The organism is Streptomyces sp. NPDC033177 (assembly GCF_055577715.1).
Window position 1 is genome coordinate 243,093 of sequence record NZ_JBVIPS010000008.1, and the last position, 14,567, is coordinate 257,659.

Here is a 14,567-nt window from a genome sequence, read left to right on the forward strand (position 1 = left end):
CCGTCGAGCGGTAGTTGGTCCGCACGTGGGCCGGCGCTTGGTGCGCGGGGATGACCGGCCTGCAGGAAAAGGTCGGCACGGCTCACGACATGCCGGTGGTCGACGGAGTGGCGGCAGCGGTGAAGCTCGCCAAGTCACTCGTCACCCTGGGCCTGACCACGAGCCGAGCGGGCTGCTACGCCAAATCCCTGGCCAAGGCGCGGACTTGGGGGTGGGGGGTGGTTTTCGTGAGTGGTCGGTTGCTGGTTGCCGATTGTCGGTCGTCGGTTGCTGGTTACCGCCCGCACGTTGCCGGTGGTCGGGTGTCGGGGGTCGGTTGTCGGGCCCGGGGTGGGCGGGGGCGTGTCGGTGGGCATGGCAAGCATTCGCCGTCGGCGGGGACTTGGGGCGGCCGTCGGAGTGATTCTTCCGGTGATGTGTCGCCCGTCCGGCGGTGCAAGCGGCACGGTGGCGCCCTGCCCACCGCAGACTCCGGGGAGCGCGCCGGGCCCGTCCGGCGCCGAGCAACTGGAGGTGCCCGGTGTCGCAGTCGCAGCCGCCCTTCCGATCACCCGGCCGAGCCCGCCCCCACGTCGCCCGGCTCCTCGCCGCCACGCTCCTGGTGAGCCTGGCGGCGTCGGGCGCGGCCCAGGCGGACGGAATCGGCCCCCGTGACGAGGACGGGCCCGCGTCCGCCCCGGCGGCCACCGAGTTCTGGGTCGACCCGGCCAGCGCCGCCGCCCGCCAGGTCACCGCATGGCGAAGCCAGGGCCGGACCGCCGACGCCCAGCTCATCCAGCGCATCGCGGGGCGCCCCCAGGCCGTCTGGCTGTACGGCGCCGACCCCGGGCCCACCGCCCGTGCGGTCACGCTCGCGGCCACCGAGGCGCGGCGCACCCCCGTACTCGTCGCGTACTTCATCCCGCACCGCGACTGCGGTGACTACTCCGGAGGCGGGGCGGCGACCGCGGCGGAGTACCGGACGTGGGCCGACGAACTCGCCGCGGGCATCGGCGACCGCGCCGCGTACGTCATCGTCGAACCGGACGCCGTCGCGCAGGAGATCGCGGGCTGCGCGAAGGCCGACGCCGACGAGCGGTACGGCCTCCTCGCGTACGTCGTCGACCGGCTCAAGGCCCGCCCGCACACCAAGGTCTACCTGGACGCGGGCAACTCCGGCTGGATCCCCGACGAGCGGCGCCTCGTCGCCCCGCTGCGGCAGTCCGGGGTCGACAGGGCCGACGGCTTCGCCGTCAACACGTCCAACTACCACACGAACGCCGAGAGTTCGGCGTACGGACACCGCATCGCCGCGGCGCTCGGCGGTGCCAAGCACTTCGTCGTGGACAGCAGCCGCAACGGAAACGGTCCCTACACCGGCGACGACAAGGAGCCCTGGTGCAACCCGCCGGACCGCGCCCTCGGCACCCCGCCCACCACCGCCACCGGCGACCCCGCCCTCGATGCCTACCTGTGGATCAAGCGCCCCGGCGAGTCCGACGGGACGTGCCGGGGTGGGCCGAAGGCCGGGCAGTGGTGGCCGGAGTACGCACTCGGGCTCGCGAGCAGGGCACGGGGGTAGGTGCGCTGCCTCAAGCGGCGGGGGGTGCCTGCGGGACCACGGCCGTGGCGGTGATCTCGACCAGTTGGCCGGGGTAGCCGAGACACGTCGTACCGAGCAGTGTCGAGGTGTGCGGGCCCTTCGCGAGCAGGTCGGAGGCGCGGATCACGTCCCATGCCTCGCTCAGCGGGCCGGGCTCGTCGCTCACGACGTACACCGTGCTGGCCACCACCTGCGTCAGGTCACTGCCGATCGCGCGCAGGGCCTCGTCGAGATTCGCGATGACCTGCCCGGTCTGGCGCGCCATGTCTCCTTCCCCGACGAGGTTCCCCTCGGGGTCCAGCGGCACGGACCCCGCCATGAAGGCGAGCGTGGTGCCGGCCTCGACGAGGGCGGCGTGGGCGTAACCGGGCGGCGGGAAGAGGGTGGGCACGATGGTGCGCTGTGTGGTGGTCATGGGCCTGATCCTGGGGGAGCGAGGTGCGGGGGCGCATCCGAATTCCGCCGGGGCGGGCGGCGTCGGCCCCGGGACGGCTGGCCTAGGCTGAGGTGCGGGAATGGCGCGCGAGTGACTGAGGGTGAGCGAGGTGGTGCACGTGAGGGCGGGGGTCGCCACGCACACGGACGCCGCCGACGTCGGGCCTTCCACTGACGCCGAGTCGCTGCTCGCGGAGCTGGTGCGCTCGTGCGCCGGCGTGTTCCTTCCGGCCGAGCCACCGAGGGAGGGCCGGATCGCGTTCTGGTCCCCGGAGGGTACTTCCGGAAGCGGTCTGGCCGGGGTTCGTGGCGTTGCCGGGGGCGGGCCGGCTGGTTCTGCGGGGGGTGGGGAGTACGGTGCCGCTGGGGTCAGGCCGCCTGGAGCTGCCGGGGGTGAGGAGCCTGGAGCCGGCGCGGCGAGGCCGTCTGGCGTTGGCGGGAGTGGGGCGCCCGGTGGTGGCAACGCCCAGCTTCTCGGTTCTGCCGGGGGCGGAGTGTCTGGTGCCGGTGTGGCCCATGCTGCCGGAGCCACGGCTGAGGCAGCCGCCGCTGGTGGCGCCGTCAGGCGTGGCGTGCCTCCCGGCGGGGGGAATCCGCCGGCCCGTGCCGTCGAGGAGGACATCGCCGTTGTACGACGCCACGGCAAAGGCGTCCGTACGCGTACCGTCCCCGCGTTGACCCTGCCCGTGGCGGAGGCCCTCCCGCTGCTGCTGCGCGCCGCGCCCCTGCACCCCGCGGTTGCCTGCTGGGCCGCCGCCGCCCGGCATGCCCTGCACCTGGCCGCGCGGGGCAGGCTGCTGCCAGGGCTGACCGGCGGTGATCTCGACGCGTGGCGGGCGGGGCCGCTGGACGCCGCCGATGTCACGCAGCTGCGGGCCATCGCAGCGGCGATGCCGGCCGAGGCGCACGCCGTACCGCTGCCCGGCAGCAGGCCCCTCCTGCTCCCCGAGCCCTTCGCCCTGGTCAGGGCCTTCGTCGACGCCGTGGTGGACACCCTGCCGCGTACGCCCGCCGCGGCGCACGCGGTCGGCGCACCCTTCGCCGCGCGCGAGCCGCAGCGGCTGCCGGGCGCGCGGGAGTGGGCCGCGGAGGTGGCTGCCGGGATGGACGCCGGCGTACGCGTGTCACTGCGGCTCGACCTTCAGGCGCACGAGGTGTTCGACGGGGCGACAGACGACGTACCCGGCGGCGCGCCTGGCGACGTTCCCGGCGGCGGGCGGACGGGGGTCACCGGTGAGAGCATGGCGAGCCCGGCCGCGGCCGTCGTGCAGGTGCACAGCCTCGCTGACCCCACCCTTGTGGCGGACGCGGCCCAACTGTGGTCCGGCGCCGACCACTTCGGCCCGCGGGCCCGCGTGGACACGCTCCTCGCGGTGCGCCGCGCGGCCCGCGTGTGGCCGCCGCTGAACCGACTCCTTGAGCGGCCCCGCCCCGACGTACTGCCCCTGAGTGAGGGGGAGTTGTACGAGCTCCTCGGCACGGCGGCGACCAGGCTCGCCGCCGCGGGCGTGGCCGTGCACTGGCCCCGCGAGCTGACGCGCGGCCTGACGGCGACCGCGGTCGTACGCCCCGCGCCCGGCACGGCGGCCGACAACTTCGACTTCTTCAAGACCGAGCAACTGCTGGAATTCCGCTGGCAGTTGGCGCTCGGCTCGGAGGGCGGTGAGGGTGACGGTGCCAGCGGCCCCCTCACCGAGGCGGAGATGGACATCCTGGCGGAGGCGCACCGCCCCGTCGTACGCCTCCGTGACCAATGGGTCCTGGTCGACCCCGAACTCGTACGCAAGGCGCGCAAGCGGGACCTGGGACTCCTGGACCCGGTGGACGCGCTGTCCGTCGCGCTGACGGGAACGGCGGAGGTGGAGGGCGAGCGCGTCGAGGCGGTCCCGATCGGCGCCCTGGCCCGCCTGCGGGAACGCCTGACCGACGACCTGCGCACCGTCACCCCGCCGCCCGCGCTCGCCGCCACCCTCCGCGACTACCAGCTCCGGGGCCTCGCCTGGCTGGACCGCATGACGTCCCTCGGCCTCGGCGGCTGCCTCGCCGACGACATGGGCCTCGGCAAGACGGTCACGCTGATCGCCCTCCACCTGCACCGGGCCAGGACGGAGCCGACGCTGGTGGTCTGCCCGGCCTCGCTGCTCGGCAACTGGCAGCGGGAGATCGAGCGATTCGCGCCGGGGGTCACGGTGCGCCGATTCCACGGGACGGGCCGCAGCCTGGACGGCGACCTGGCGGGCGGCTTCGTCCTGACGACGTACGGAACGATGCGTACGAGCGCCTCCGAACTGGCCGCCCAGGCGTGGGGGTTGGTGGTGGCGGACGAGGCGCAGCACGTCAAGAACCCCCATGCGGCGACGGCGAAGGCGCTGCGCACGATCCCCTCCGCGGCACGCGTCGCCCTCACCGGCACGCCGGTCGAGAACAACCTCTCCGAGCTCTGGGCCCTCCTTGACTGGACGACACCGGGCCTGCTCGGCCCGCTCAAGGCGTTCCGGGCCCGCCACGCCCGTCTGGCGGAGGGCGGCGAGTTCGCCGAGAACGACGAGGCGATGGCCCGCCTCGCCCGCCTGGTGCGCCCCTTCCTCCTGCGCCGCAAGAAGTCCGACCCGGGCATCGCCCCGGAGCTGCCTCCCAAGACGGAGACGGACCACCCGGTGACGCTCACCCGCGAACAGGCGTCGCTCTACGAGGCGGTCGTCCGCGAGACGCTGGCCCGCATCGAGGCGTCCGAGGGCATCGCGCGCAGAGGCCTGGTCATGAAACTGCTGATGGCGCTGAAGCAGATCTGCAACCACCCGGCGCAGTACCTGAAGGACGGCGCGATCGCCACGCGCGCGGGCCGCTCGCGCTCGGGGAAGCTCGAACTCCTCGACGAACTGCTCGACACGATCCTGGCCGAGGACGGTTCCGTACTGATCTTCACGCAGTACGTGGAGATGGCCCGCCTCCTCGAATCGCACCTGTCGGGGCGCGGCATCGGCACCCAACTCCTGCACGGGGGTACGCCGGTCAAGCGGAGGGAGGAGATGGTGGACCGCTTCCAGTCGGGCGAGGTCCCCGTGTTCCTCCTCTCCCTCAAGGCGGCCGGCACCGGCCTCAACCTCACCCGGGCGGGCCACGTCATCCACTACGACCGCTGGTGGAACCCGGCGGTGGAGGAACAGGCCACGGACCGCGCCTACCGCATCGGCCAGACCCAGCCGGTCCAGGTCCACCGCCTGATCGCGGAGGGCACGGTGGAGGACCGCATCGCCGAACTCCTGGCAGCGAAGCAGGCGTTGGCGGACGCGGTGCTCGGCGAGGGCGGCGAGTCGGCGCTCACGGAGCTGTCGGACGCGGACCTGGCGGACCTGGTGTCGTTGCGGAGGGTGTCGTGAGGGGCGGTCGTGCGGGCGGGCGGGAGCCAGGCGGCGGCGAGCGGGGGCAGGGTAACGGCGCGGGCCGCGCCGGGATGTCGGCCGCCAGTCGTGCTCGCGCCACGGGCGCCGGGCGCGTCTTCCCTCCGCTGCCCCAACACCCCGATCCTCAGGCGCCGTTCGCCACCTCCTGGTGGGGGAACGCCTGGATCGACGCGCTGGAGGGGACGTCGCTCGACGCGGGGCGGCTCACCCGTGGCCGGGCCTACGCCCGCACGGGGCACGTCGACACGATCACGGTGGCCCCGGGCCGCATCGTGGCGTACGTACACGGAAGCCGCCCGCGTCCCTACCGCGCCGAGATCCGTATGCGCACCCTCACGCCCGAGGACTGGGACCGCTTCCTGGACGCGGTGGCCACGGAACCTGCGCACATCGCGGCGCTCCTGGACAAGGACATGCCGCACACGCTGGTGGACGCGGCCGAACGCTCCGGGGTGCGTCTCCTGCCGGGCCCGGGTGACTTGGTCCCCTCCTGCACCTGCCCGGATGGCGGCCGCCCCTGCAAGCACGCGGCTGCCCTCACCTACCAGACGGCCAGGCTGCTGGACGCCGACCCCTTCGTGCTCCTCCTCATGCGCGGCGGGGACGAACAGGCGCTCCTCGACGAGCTGGCTCAGCGCAACGCGCACCACACGGCGCGCGAGCAGTCCGCCTCCACGCGGGGCGCGACCACCGAAGCGCTCCCCGGCACCCTGGCCCGGGACGTCCTGTCCACGGAGTACCGCCCCCCGCTTCCGCCCCCGGTGGCACCCCCCGCCCACCCGGGCGAACCCCCGCTCCTCCCGTCGGTCCCGGGCGCCCCCAGCCCCACCTCCCTGGAGTTCCTGGCCACGGACACGGCGAACCGAGCCCACGCGTACCTGACCACGGGCGCGGACCCGTTCCCCACCGCTGACCCCTGGCACGACGCGGTACGCCTCGCGGCCTCCCACCCCGGGCTCACGGGCCGCCGCAGCTTCAGCCGCCAATTCGCCGAACTGGCACAGTCGGTGGACCACACCCCGGCGGACCTCGCCCGCGCGGCTGCGGCCTGGCGCCAGGGCGGCGAGGAGGGCCTGGCGGTCCTGGAATCCCCGTGGGACCCCCCGGCGGGCCCCTTCGACCGGGCGAGGGGCGCGTTGCTCGCGGCAGACCTCCCGCGCATGACGATCCACCGGAACCAACTCACGGACGCCCAGGGCTCCTTGCAACTCCGCTTCGGCCGGGACGGCCACTGGTACCCGTACCGAAGCGAGCCGGGCCGCGACGACTGGTGGCCGGAGGGGGAGGCGGACGTGGATCCGGTGGGAGCCCTGACGGCGATGGTCGGACCGTAGTGCACAAGGCGGGCCGTGGCCTCAACGAGCGGCGGCGGGCGGTCTACGTACGCAAGGAACTCGACGGTCAGCCCCTCAGAGAAGACTCTCGTCCCGCACGGTCCACCCTGGGCCCAACTCGCCCCGCAGTGCCGCCAATGCCGCGCGTGCCTGCTGCGAGAAGAGCTGTCGCTCATCATCGGACCAGGGCGACGGATTCGGCGGATAGTCCCAGTCGATGGACGACTGATACAACTGGGACAACCTGGCCAGCTCGGTCTGGAGTGCCGGGCTGATCGGCAGCCGCGCCGGCTCACACGGGTACCCGTACGGACTGGCCATGTCCTCCGGCCACAACGGAGTGTCCACACCGGCCTCGAAGAAGAACCGCAGGCAGTGCGTCACACGCTCTCCTCTCCCGCCCGGCGGGTCCACAGGATCACGTCACTGCTCGTCGCGACGGCGATGGTCTCCCCGGACGGGGAGAAGCCGAAGGCCCGGAGTTCCGAGTAGGTGGAGTGGAAGATGTGCCACCACCGCTCTCCGTGGGGCCCGGAGTGGGGGAGACCGCCGTCGGTCGAGAGGAGCACGCGGTGGTTGGGCCAGGCCGGGGTGACGGCCTCCAGGGTCCACCCGTCTCCGGTCGTGGTGTGCAGCCCTCCGCCGAAGAGGCCGGCGATGTGGACGCGCGTGCCTGTGATCGGCCCCAGCCCCGGGCAGGACAGGTCGGCGCCGGCGTCGGGGGTGCTGTCATCGGGATCGGGTTCGGGGTCGCGATCCCTGGCGATCTTCTCCCCGGTGACGGCATCGAGAAGCCCGTGACCGTCCCCGGAGACAACCATCACCAGGTCACGGCCGCTCTCGGGATGCGAGGCGAAGCCGACCCCGAGGAGCCCGCCGACAGGTCGGCCGTACTTGCTCTCGTACACAGGCCGCCAGGGTTCGGGCGCGGGCACCACGGGGGCGGCGAGAAGCCGCTCGCGCAGGGCGCGCTGGTACGCGGAAAGCCCCGGTTCCGGAATATCTTGCTCCACCGGGTCCGCCTCCTTGAGCCTGTTGGTCATCGCCTTATGATCCCGCTCCGTCGGCTGCCGGCGCGCAGCGGGGGAGCTTCTCAGAGCCGGATCACTCCGAGCCGGAACGTCACGAAAGCAGGAGGTCCCGATGGCGCAGGGCCAGCCGGAGCAGGCCCGCGGCGGGAGGCGACATGCTGTTCGCGGCGAGGTCGTCGACGGCTGTGGCGTCGAGGGGCAGGCCGGTGATGGTGCCGTTGACGCGTGGGCCGCCGATCACCAGACCTTCTTCGTTGCGCTCGACCGCCTCGGCGAAGATCGCGTCGAATGTGTCCGCTTCGAAGACGGCCACGGTGAGAATGCATACGGCGAGGTTCAGGGGTTCCAGCGCCATGCCCAGGCACCACACACGTAATGAGCCATCGGCCAAAGCGGTGTTGAAGGAGCTGTAAGGGGGCTGCTCGTAGTCCACCTCTGTGCCCAGGTCCCCTTTGGCCTCCGGTGCGCCGAGCAGTTCCTCGTTGTACTCGCGCATGATGGTGCGCCACAGGTCCAGGTCCCGGCGGTGGGCGAGAGGCGATAACGACGCGGGCTGAACCATGCCGGCAGGGAGCGGGCCGTAAATACCCTCGCCCGTCGCGACCTGCCCGGCTTCTCGGAGGAGCAGGAAGAACCTGCCGTGGCCGTCGGGCGTACGGCGCAGGGTCAGCGTGGCGACGGAGGGAAGTACGACGCGTTCCCCGAGCAGCAGCGGATCGGTTGCCAGCAGCTTGCGCATGGGCAATTTCCGCCAGCGCGGCGTCTTTTGCGGATTCTGCCGCGTGGCCGCGGCGAATTCGTGGGCAACGGCTTCGTTCTGGTCGATGAGGTCGAAGTACTGTCCGGCGCCGAATGTCAGGCGAGATCTTTCGGGATCAGACCAGTCGGCGGACGCGAGACGAAAGGACGGGCGGTCCTCGAAGAGGGCCGGTCGCGCCAGGTCACCCATGGCCGAGGAATAGCGTTCGTAGCGATGCGCTCTGGACTCCTTCGGCAGGCAGAGTTGTGCCGTGCGCAGCAAAGGCAGTTTGACGGGTGGTGGCGTGTCCTGCCACTCCATCGACACCGCCGACAGCGGCACAGGAGCCGGCGGGCGCATGGTTTCCTCCCACAGCAGCGAGGTGCCACCGATGCGCTCCAAGGAGGGGCGGGCGAGCATGTGCATCTCGGCGGCCAACTCGCAGAGCGGGACGAAGCGTTGACGGAGGTCTGCGCGTTCCTTGACGAAGGAAGCGTGGGACTGCTCGACGGCGGCGCGATCGAGCGCGCGCCACGCGTAGTACATCCCGCCGGTGGCGGTCAGTGCACCCAACAGGCCCAGCCACAGTTCCATGTCCTCACCTTCGGCTCGGCAACCCGCGGATTTCGTCCCCCAGCTCTGGTACGGCAATTTCGTGGCCTCGGCTGAAGCTCTTGACCGTTAGGTGACGAAGGGGGAGAGGGGTACTCGGCCTTTCGGTACGAGCAAGTAGAACGCGTCGCCGGCCACGGGCTCGTCCCACTCATACGTCTGGCGTTCGAAGACAGGGTGGTCGCCGGTCGCGTTCCGCGCCACGACGTGGAAGTTCCGCGTTCGCTCCCGGTAGTCACACGACGCGATGCACAGCCAGGGAATTTCCTCCAGAAACTGGGCTGCCCTCAGGGCGTGTTCCAGGAATTCCCTGCACTCCGCCACGCGCAGGGCGGACTCGGGCTGGCTGAGCGGCTTGTCGCCGTGGGCGGTGCGATTGCGTTCCATGAGCCTGAGCACCATGTTGCGTCGCCTCACCGGCGGCAAGGGGGGAGGTGACGGTGGCGTGGGTCCGGTGCCGCTGCTCATGGCTGCAATGGTGCCGGGGGATGTGGCGGACAACTAGGTCCTGGTGCACATCAGTTGAGGTGCCACGCACCATTCGCGCGGGGCGTCGGGATGCCGCCGCCGGTGATTCCCGTCCGTCGAGCGTTCGTGAACCGTCACATCGATGCAACGCGCCCGTTCCACTTTCTCCAGAATCGGCGTTTACGGTTGATCACGAGCCCAGGCCGATGTCGTCCGGCGGCGCCCGCCCGTCCATGTCCGCCCGACGACGACCCAGGAGCACGGTGAGCACGGTGATCCCGCGCGCAGTTTCTCTTCCGCCTTGGCTTGGCCATGCCCTGCGTATGCAGCGTGGGCCCGTGCCGTGGCATGCCGTTCTGCGGGGTGTGTTGGCCGCGGGGCCGTGGTTGGGCGCGGGCGTGGTCTTCGGGTGGGTCTCCGTGGGGGTGGTGGCCGCGCTCGGGGCCATGCTGGCGGGGATCAACGACCGGCCCGGGAGCCGTCGGGTCGCCGTGCGGCGGCTCGGGGTGCCCGCGGTCGCCGGCGCGGGCGGGCTCGTTCTCGGGGCGTACGTCGTCGGGGCAGGGGGAGGGCCGTTTCTGCTGCCTGTGGTGTTCGCCCTGCTCGGACTGGTCGCCGGGGCGTTCAGTGCCGTGGGGCCCGTCGCCTCCGCCGGCGGCACGCAGCTGCTCGTCGCCGCCGCCATCGGAGCCGGGATGCCGTTGCCCGAACCCGGGTGGCAGCGGGCGCTGTTCTTCCTGGGCGGAGCCGCGTGGCTGATCGTGCTGCGGCTCCTGCTGCCGTCGCCCGACAGCCGCAAGGGAGCCGCCCGGCCCTACCGCCTCGACGGCGAACGCACCGCCGTGGCCGCCGTCTACGAAGCCGTCGCCGACCTTCTCGATTCCGCGGGCACCGCCGACGCGACCGCCCGCCGCGCAGCCCTCACCGCCGCGCTCGACCACGCCCAGGACGCCCTTTCCGGGCCGCGCCTGCGCAGGCACGCCGCCTCCGCGGCCGAGCGGCGGCTGCACGCGCAGTACCTCGCCGCACTGCCGCTCGGCGAGGCGGCGACCGCGCTCGCCTGGGCCGGTGAGCCGCTCCCGCCGCGCACGGGCGAGGGGCCGCGCCGCCTCGCCGCCGCCCTCCGCGACGGTATCCCCAGTGGGCCGCTGCCCGCGCCCGCCCGCTCCGGCGCCGGGCTCCGCGCCCTCGACGACGCACTGCTGCACGCCGCCGAAGCCTTCGACAGCGGCACCGCGCGGCCCCCGCACGGCCGGCGGCGCGGCCCCGTCGGCGTACTGCGCACGGCTGCCGGACCCGGTGGGCGCGAGTACGGTGTGCGGGTCGCGCTCTGCTTCGGGGCGAGCGCCGCGGTCGCGCAGGCCCTGCACCACCCGCACTGGTACTGGCTGCCCGCCACGGCCGTCTTCCTGGTCAAGCCCGACCTCGGCCCGCTGGCGTCCCGCGTCCTGTGCCGCGCCCTCGGCACCGTCATCGGCGCCGTCCTCTTCGCGGCGCTCGCCGCCCTGCTGCCACGCCCCGCCGGACTCGTAGCCCTCGTCGCCGTGTGCGGTGCGCTGATCCCCGTGGCCACCCGGCACTTCGCCGCCCAGACCGCCGTCGTCACGGTCCTCGTCCTCGCCCTGGTCATGGTGGGCGGGGAGCCGCAGGCCGCCCGGGGGCGGATCGGGGAAACGCTGCTCGCCTGCGGCATCGTCCTGCTCGTCGGGCATCTGCCGTGGCCCGTGCGGCGCGGTGGTCGCGTACAGGACCGGCTGGCCGCCGCCCACACGTCCGCGCACGACTATCTGCGCCATGTCATGAGCGGCGCCGACGGCCCGGCGGGCGGCCACCACCGCGCCGCCCGCTGGGCCCTGCGGCGCGAGGCCTACCGGACGCTGGCCGAGGCCCGCGCCGCGATCGACCTGGCGGCCGCCGAACTTCCCGCCGTGGCCCGGCACTCCCGGGGCTCGGAGCAGGTGGCGGCCACCCTCGAACGCCTCGTCGACACCACGACTGCCTGCGCGGTGCACGTCGACGACACGGGTCGCCTGCCGCGGCGGCACGCGGAGCACATCGACGCGCTGCTCGCGGAACTGGAGCTCACCGCGGTGGCGTGACTCCGGGCGCCGGACCCGCGGGCCCGGCGAGTCTCAGAAGTCCACCCGCACCCGGTCGTCGAGTCGCGCCACCGAGTCCTGCTCGTACTTCTTCACGTAGTCCTCGCGGATGTCCTCGATGCGGGCGTCACGCTTGTGCGCCTGCGACGTCGGATACAGCAGGATCAACTCGTACGAGCGCTCACGCTCGATCCGGCCGTTCGAGTCGCGCCACTGGCCGCGCCCTTCCTGCACCGTGAGCCCGTCGGGGAACGACGGCGTCACCTCGACGTCGATGAACCGCATGAACTGCCTGTCGGTCACGTCGGGGCCGCCGTCAGGGCGCTCGGTCCCGAAGAAGAGGCGGGTCTCGGTGTACGCGTGACCTTGGGAGATCTGCGACGTGGTGGTCGTGCCGGGCGAGCGCGTGTCGGTTTCGAAGGAGGCGTACGCCGCCGGGGCGCCGACGGCGAGGACCGCCGCGGCTGCCGCGGTCACCGTGAGACGGGTGCGGGAGACGCGGGAGGTGCGGGAGAGGGCGCGGGGCATGGCTGCTGATCCCTTTCGGCGGGGGGTAGATCAGGGTTCACGAGCGGGTGGATCTCTGCGTACGTTGATCCATGACGGGCGCAGACGGTAGTCGACACGCCACGCTCCGCGCTCCCTCCCGTACGGCCGTACGGCTGGATTTCTCTCCGCTCCCGTAAGTCGCCGTCTTCCCTTACGACACTCAACCCCCATACGTTGCGGGGGACTTGACCGGAGTGATGGAGGGGACGGCGGGCATGAGGACACGTACCGGGATACGCGCTGGGGCACGTACGGGGACAGGTCTCGCCCTGGCGCTCGCGGCGGCAGGCGTACTGGCGTTCGGAACCGCGGGGTCCGCGAGCGGCACCGCCGCCTCGGCCACCGCCGACCCGGCCCCGCAGTCGCCGTACGCGTCCACCACCGGCGTCGGCGTCCACAACGCCTACGAGAAGGCGAAGTACCCGTACTTCGCGGACGCGCTCGACTCCGGCGCAGGGATGCTCGAACTCGACTTGTGGACCAATGTGTTCGGCAGCGGCTGGCGGGTCTCGCACAGCAACCCGGTCGGCAACGACAACAACTGCGAGAACGCAGCGACTCCGGCCGAATTGCGCACCAAGGCCCGCAACCAGAGCCTCGCCGGGTGCCTGACGGACATGAAGACCTGGCACGACGCCCACCCCGGCCACCGGCCCATCCTCCTCAAGGTGGAGCTGAAGGACGGCTTTCAGGGGAGGAACGGACGCGGGCCCGCCGCCCTCGACGCCCTCCTGAAGAGCAAGCTCGGCGACGCCGTCTACCGCCCCGGCCAGCTCATCGGAGGGCACGCCACCCTCGACGACGCCGTACGGAGCGACGGCTGGCCCGCGCGGAGTGCTCTCGCGGGCAAGTTCATCGTCGAGCTGATCCCCGGCACCGTCGAACAGGGCAACCCGGCGGACACCCTGTGGACCGACCGCGAGTACGCCACCCATCTGCGCGACCTCAAGGCCGCCGGGCGCCTGGACGATGCCGCCGCCTTCCCCGCCGTGCTCGGCGCCGAGGCGGGCGACCCGCGCGGGAGGTACGCGGACGCGGCGATCCGGCCCTGGTTCGTGCTGTTCGACGGCGACGCGTCCACGTACGCCAGCGGCACCATCGACACCAAGTGGTACGCCGACCGGCGCTATCTGGTCGTCATGTCCGACGCCCACAACGTCGCCCCGGCCATCGACGCCATGAACCCGACCGAGGCCCAGGCCCGCGACCGCGTCGCCCTGCTCGCGCGCGGCAACGCCAGCATCGTCTCGTCGGACTGGTACCCGCTGCCGGGCGTCCTCTCGACGGTGCTTCCGCGCGGCTGACCCGCACGGGCCCGCGGCTAGCGTTCGATCCGTACCCACACTGGTGCGTGGTCCGAGCCGCTCGCGTCTTGCCGTACCGCCGGATCCCCGTCCTCCACCGACGGCAGCGCGGTCGCCGTCGAGCCCGGTACGCCCGTGCCCGCGGTCTTGACCAGGTCCAGGAAGCCGCGGCTCACCAGGACGTGGTCGATCAGCTCGCGGCGCCCCGCGTGGATACGGGAGTAGCGCTGCTCGGGCGGGATGAGCGGGGCCACGTTCCACAGCCGGTGCGTGTCGCCCTTGTCCGCCTTGTCGAACCCGGGGGTGCCGATCTCGGAGCCGGGCGGGCCGAGCAGGATCTGGGTCGTCGCCGCCGACACCTCGTCGTTCAGGTCTCCGAGTACGACGACATCGTGCTGACGGCCGTCGCCCTTCAGGAGGCGGTCGGACAGCGAGCGCACCAGCGTGGCCTCCGCCGCACGCCGGTAGAGCGCGTACGCCCCGAAACGGGCCCGCTCGCCCTCGTCGCGCGGCTGGAACCTGCCGTTGCCGTACGACAGCAGCTTCGACTTCAGATGGCATACGGCCACGTCGAAGAAGAAGGCGCGCGTCGTCACCGTCACCGCGAGGACCCCGCGGCCCGCGCGCGTCACCGGCCTGCCCGCGTCACCGGACTGCACCTGGCGCAGCGGTTCGGGGAAGCGGACCTCGTCGGCCACGACGAACACCGGCAGGGAGCTGAGGAAGCCGACGCGGGTGCCACGCTCGTCAGCGTGCTCCGACAGCGTGGTGTGCCAGGTGCCCTCCAGCATCCCGGCCAGGTCCGCGAGGGCCTCCGGGTCGCCGACCTCCTGCACGCCGAGCACGCTCGGGTTCAGCTCCGTGATCGTCGCCGCGAGAGAGGCCAGCTTCGCCTCGTACGCGGCCTTGTCCTTGGGCCCGAACTTTCCGCCGGGCCGATAGAGGTTCTCCAGGTTCCAGGTGCCGACGAGCATGGCGGGCTCCAACTGTTCGGCGTGGTCGGCGGGTTG

General features: G+C 72.5%; 12 protein-coding genes and 1 pseudogene. 6 read left to right on the forward strand and 7 right to left on the reverse strand.

The annotated features are described in order from the left end of the window. Positions 1-41: 41 nt before the first annotated feature. A pseudogene (locus ACZ5U5_RS27415) lies at positions 42-212 on the forward strand (aspartate/glutamate racemase family protein); the annotation flags it as partial. A gap of 308 nt (positions 213-520) precedes the next feature. Then, positions 521-1,561, forward strand: a complete 1,041-nt coding sequence (locus ACZ5U5_RS27420; RefSeq protein ID WP_469026575.1) for a glycoside hydrolase family 6 protein — start codon at positions 521-523, stop codon at positions 1,559-1,561. Between the two features lie 10 nt (positions 1,562-1,571). Here the strand turns inward: ACZ5U5_RS27420 and ACZ5U5_RS27425 are convergent, their stop codons facing one another. Continuing rightward, positions 1,572-1,997 (reverse strand): RidA family protein, encoded by a 426-nt coding sequence (locus tag ACZ5U5_RS27425; RefSeq protein ID WP_469026577.1) that lies wholly within the window; start codon positions 1,995-1,997, stop codon positions 1,572-1,574. 514 nt (positions 1,998-2,511) lie between these two features. Here ACZ5U5_RS27425 and ACZ5U5_RS27430 point away from each other — a divergent pair. Then, entirely contained in the window at positions 2,512-5,397 is a 2,886-nt protein-coding gene (locus ACZ5U5_RS27430; RefSeq protein WP_469026580.1) for a DEAD/DEAH box helicase, read from the forward strand. Then, entirely contained in the window at positions 5,394-6,755 is a 1,362-nt protein-coding gene (locus ACZ5U5_RS27435) for an SWIM zinc finger family protein (RefSeq protein ID WP_469026582.1), read from the forward strand. Before ACZ5U5_RS27430 ends, ACZ5U5_RS27435 begins: the two co-directional genes overlap by 4 nt. Before the next feature lie 75 nt (positions 6,756-6,830). On the opposite strand, the gene ACZ5U5_RS27440 is transcribed toward ACZ5U5_RS27435, so the two are convergent. From ACZ5U5_RS27440 to ACZ5U5_RS27455, 4 genes are all read right to left on the reverse strand, one after another. Continuing rightward, entirely contained in the window at positions 6,831-7,139 is a 309-nt protein-coding gene (locus ACZ5U5_RS27440; protein WP_469026585.1) for a hypothetical protein, read from the reverse strand. Next, complete coding sequence (locus ACZ5U5_RS27445) at positions 7,136-7,798, reverse strand: hypothetical protein (RefSeq protein WP_469026587.1); 663 nt, start codon at positions 7,796-7,798, stop codon at positions 7,136-7,138. The genes ACZ5U5_RS27440 and ACZ5U5_RS27445 overlap by 4 nt, the downstream gene beginning before the upstream one ends. A 79-nt stretch (positions 7,799-7,877) precedes the next feature. Beyond that, positions 7,878-9,119 carry a transcriptional regulator gene (locus ACZ5U5_RS27450; RefSeq protein ID WP_469026589.1) on the reverse strand — a complete coding sequence of 414 codons (1,242 nt, stop codon included), beginning with the start codon at positions 9,117-9,119 and terminating at the stop codon, positions 7,878-7,880. 87 nt (positions 9,120-9,206) lie between these two features. After that, the gene (locus ACZ5U5_RS27455) at positions 9,207-9,524 is read right to left on the reverse strand and encodes a hypothetical protein (RefSeq protein ID WP_469026591.1); all 318 of its coding nucleotides are present in this window, start codon (positions 9,522-9,524) and stop codon (positions 9,207-9,209) included. 314 nt (positions 9,525-9,838) lie between these two features. Between ACZ5U5_RS27455 and ACZ5U5_RS27460 the strand changes: the two genes are divergently transcribed. Beyond that, the gene (locus ACZ5U5_RS27460; protein WP_469026593.1) at positions 9,839-11,704 is read left to right on the forward strand and encodes an FUSC family protein; all 1,866 of its coding nucleotides are present in this window, start codon (positions 9,839-9,841) and stop codon (positions 11,702-11,704) included. 33 nt (positions 11,705-11,737) lie between these two features. Here the strand turns inward: ACZ5U5_RS27460 and ACZ5U5_RS27465 are convergent, their stop codons facing one another. Next, positions 11,738-12,232: a DUF3574 domain-containing protein gene (locus ACZ5U5_RS27465; protein WP_469026595.1), complete on the reverse strand. Its 495-nt coding sequence runs from the start codon at positions 12,230-12,232 to the stop codon at positions 11,738-11,740. Between the two features lie 236 nt (positions 12,233-12,468). Here ACZ5U5_RS27465 and ACZ5U5_RS27470 point away from each other — a divergent pair, with 236 nt between their 5' ends. Then, positions 12,469-13,557, forward strand: a complete 1,089-nt coding sequence (locus ACZ5U5_RS27470; protein ID WP_469026597.1) for a phosphatidylinositol-specific phospholipase C domain-containing protein — start codon at positions 12,469-12,471, stop codon at positions 13,555-13,557. Positions 13,558-13,574: 17 nt separating this feature from the next. Here ACZ5U5_RS27470 and ACZ5U5_RS27475 read toward each other — a convergent pair whose 3' ends face one another. Beyond that, complete coding sequence (locus ACZ5U5_RS27475; RefSeq protein WP_469026599.1) at positions 13,575-14,531, reverse strand: endonuclease/exonuclease/phosphatase family protein; 957 nt, start codon at positions 14,529-14,531, stop codon at positions 13,575-13,577. Positions 14,532-14,567 lie beyond the last annotated feature (36 nt).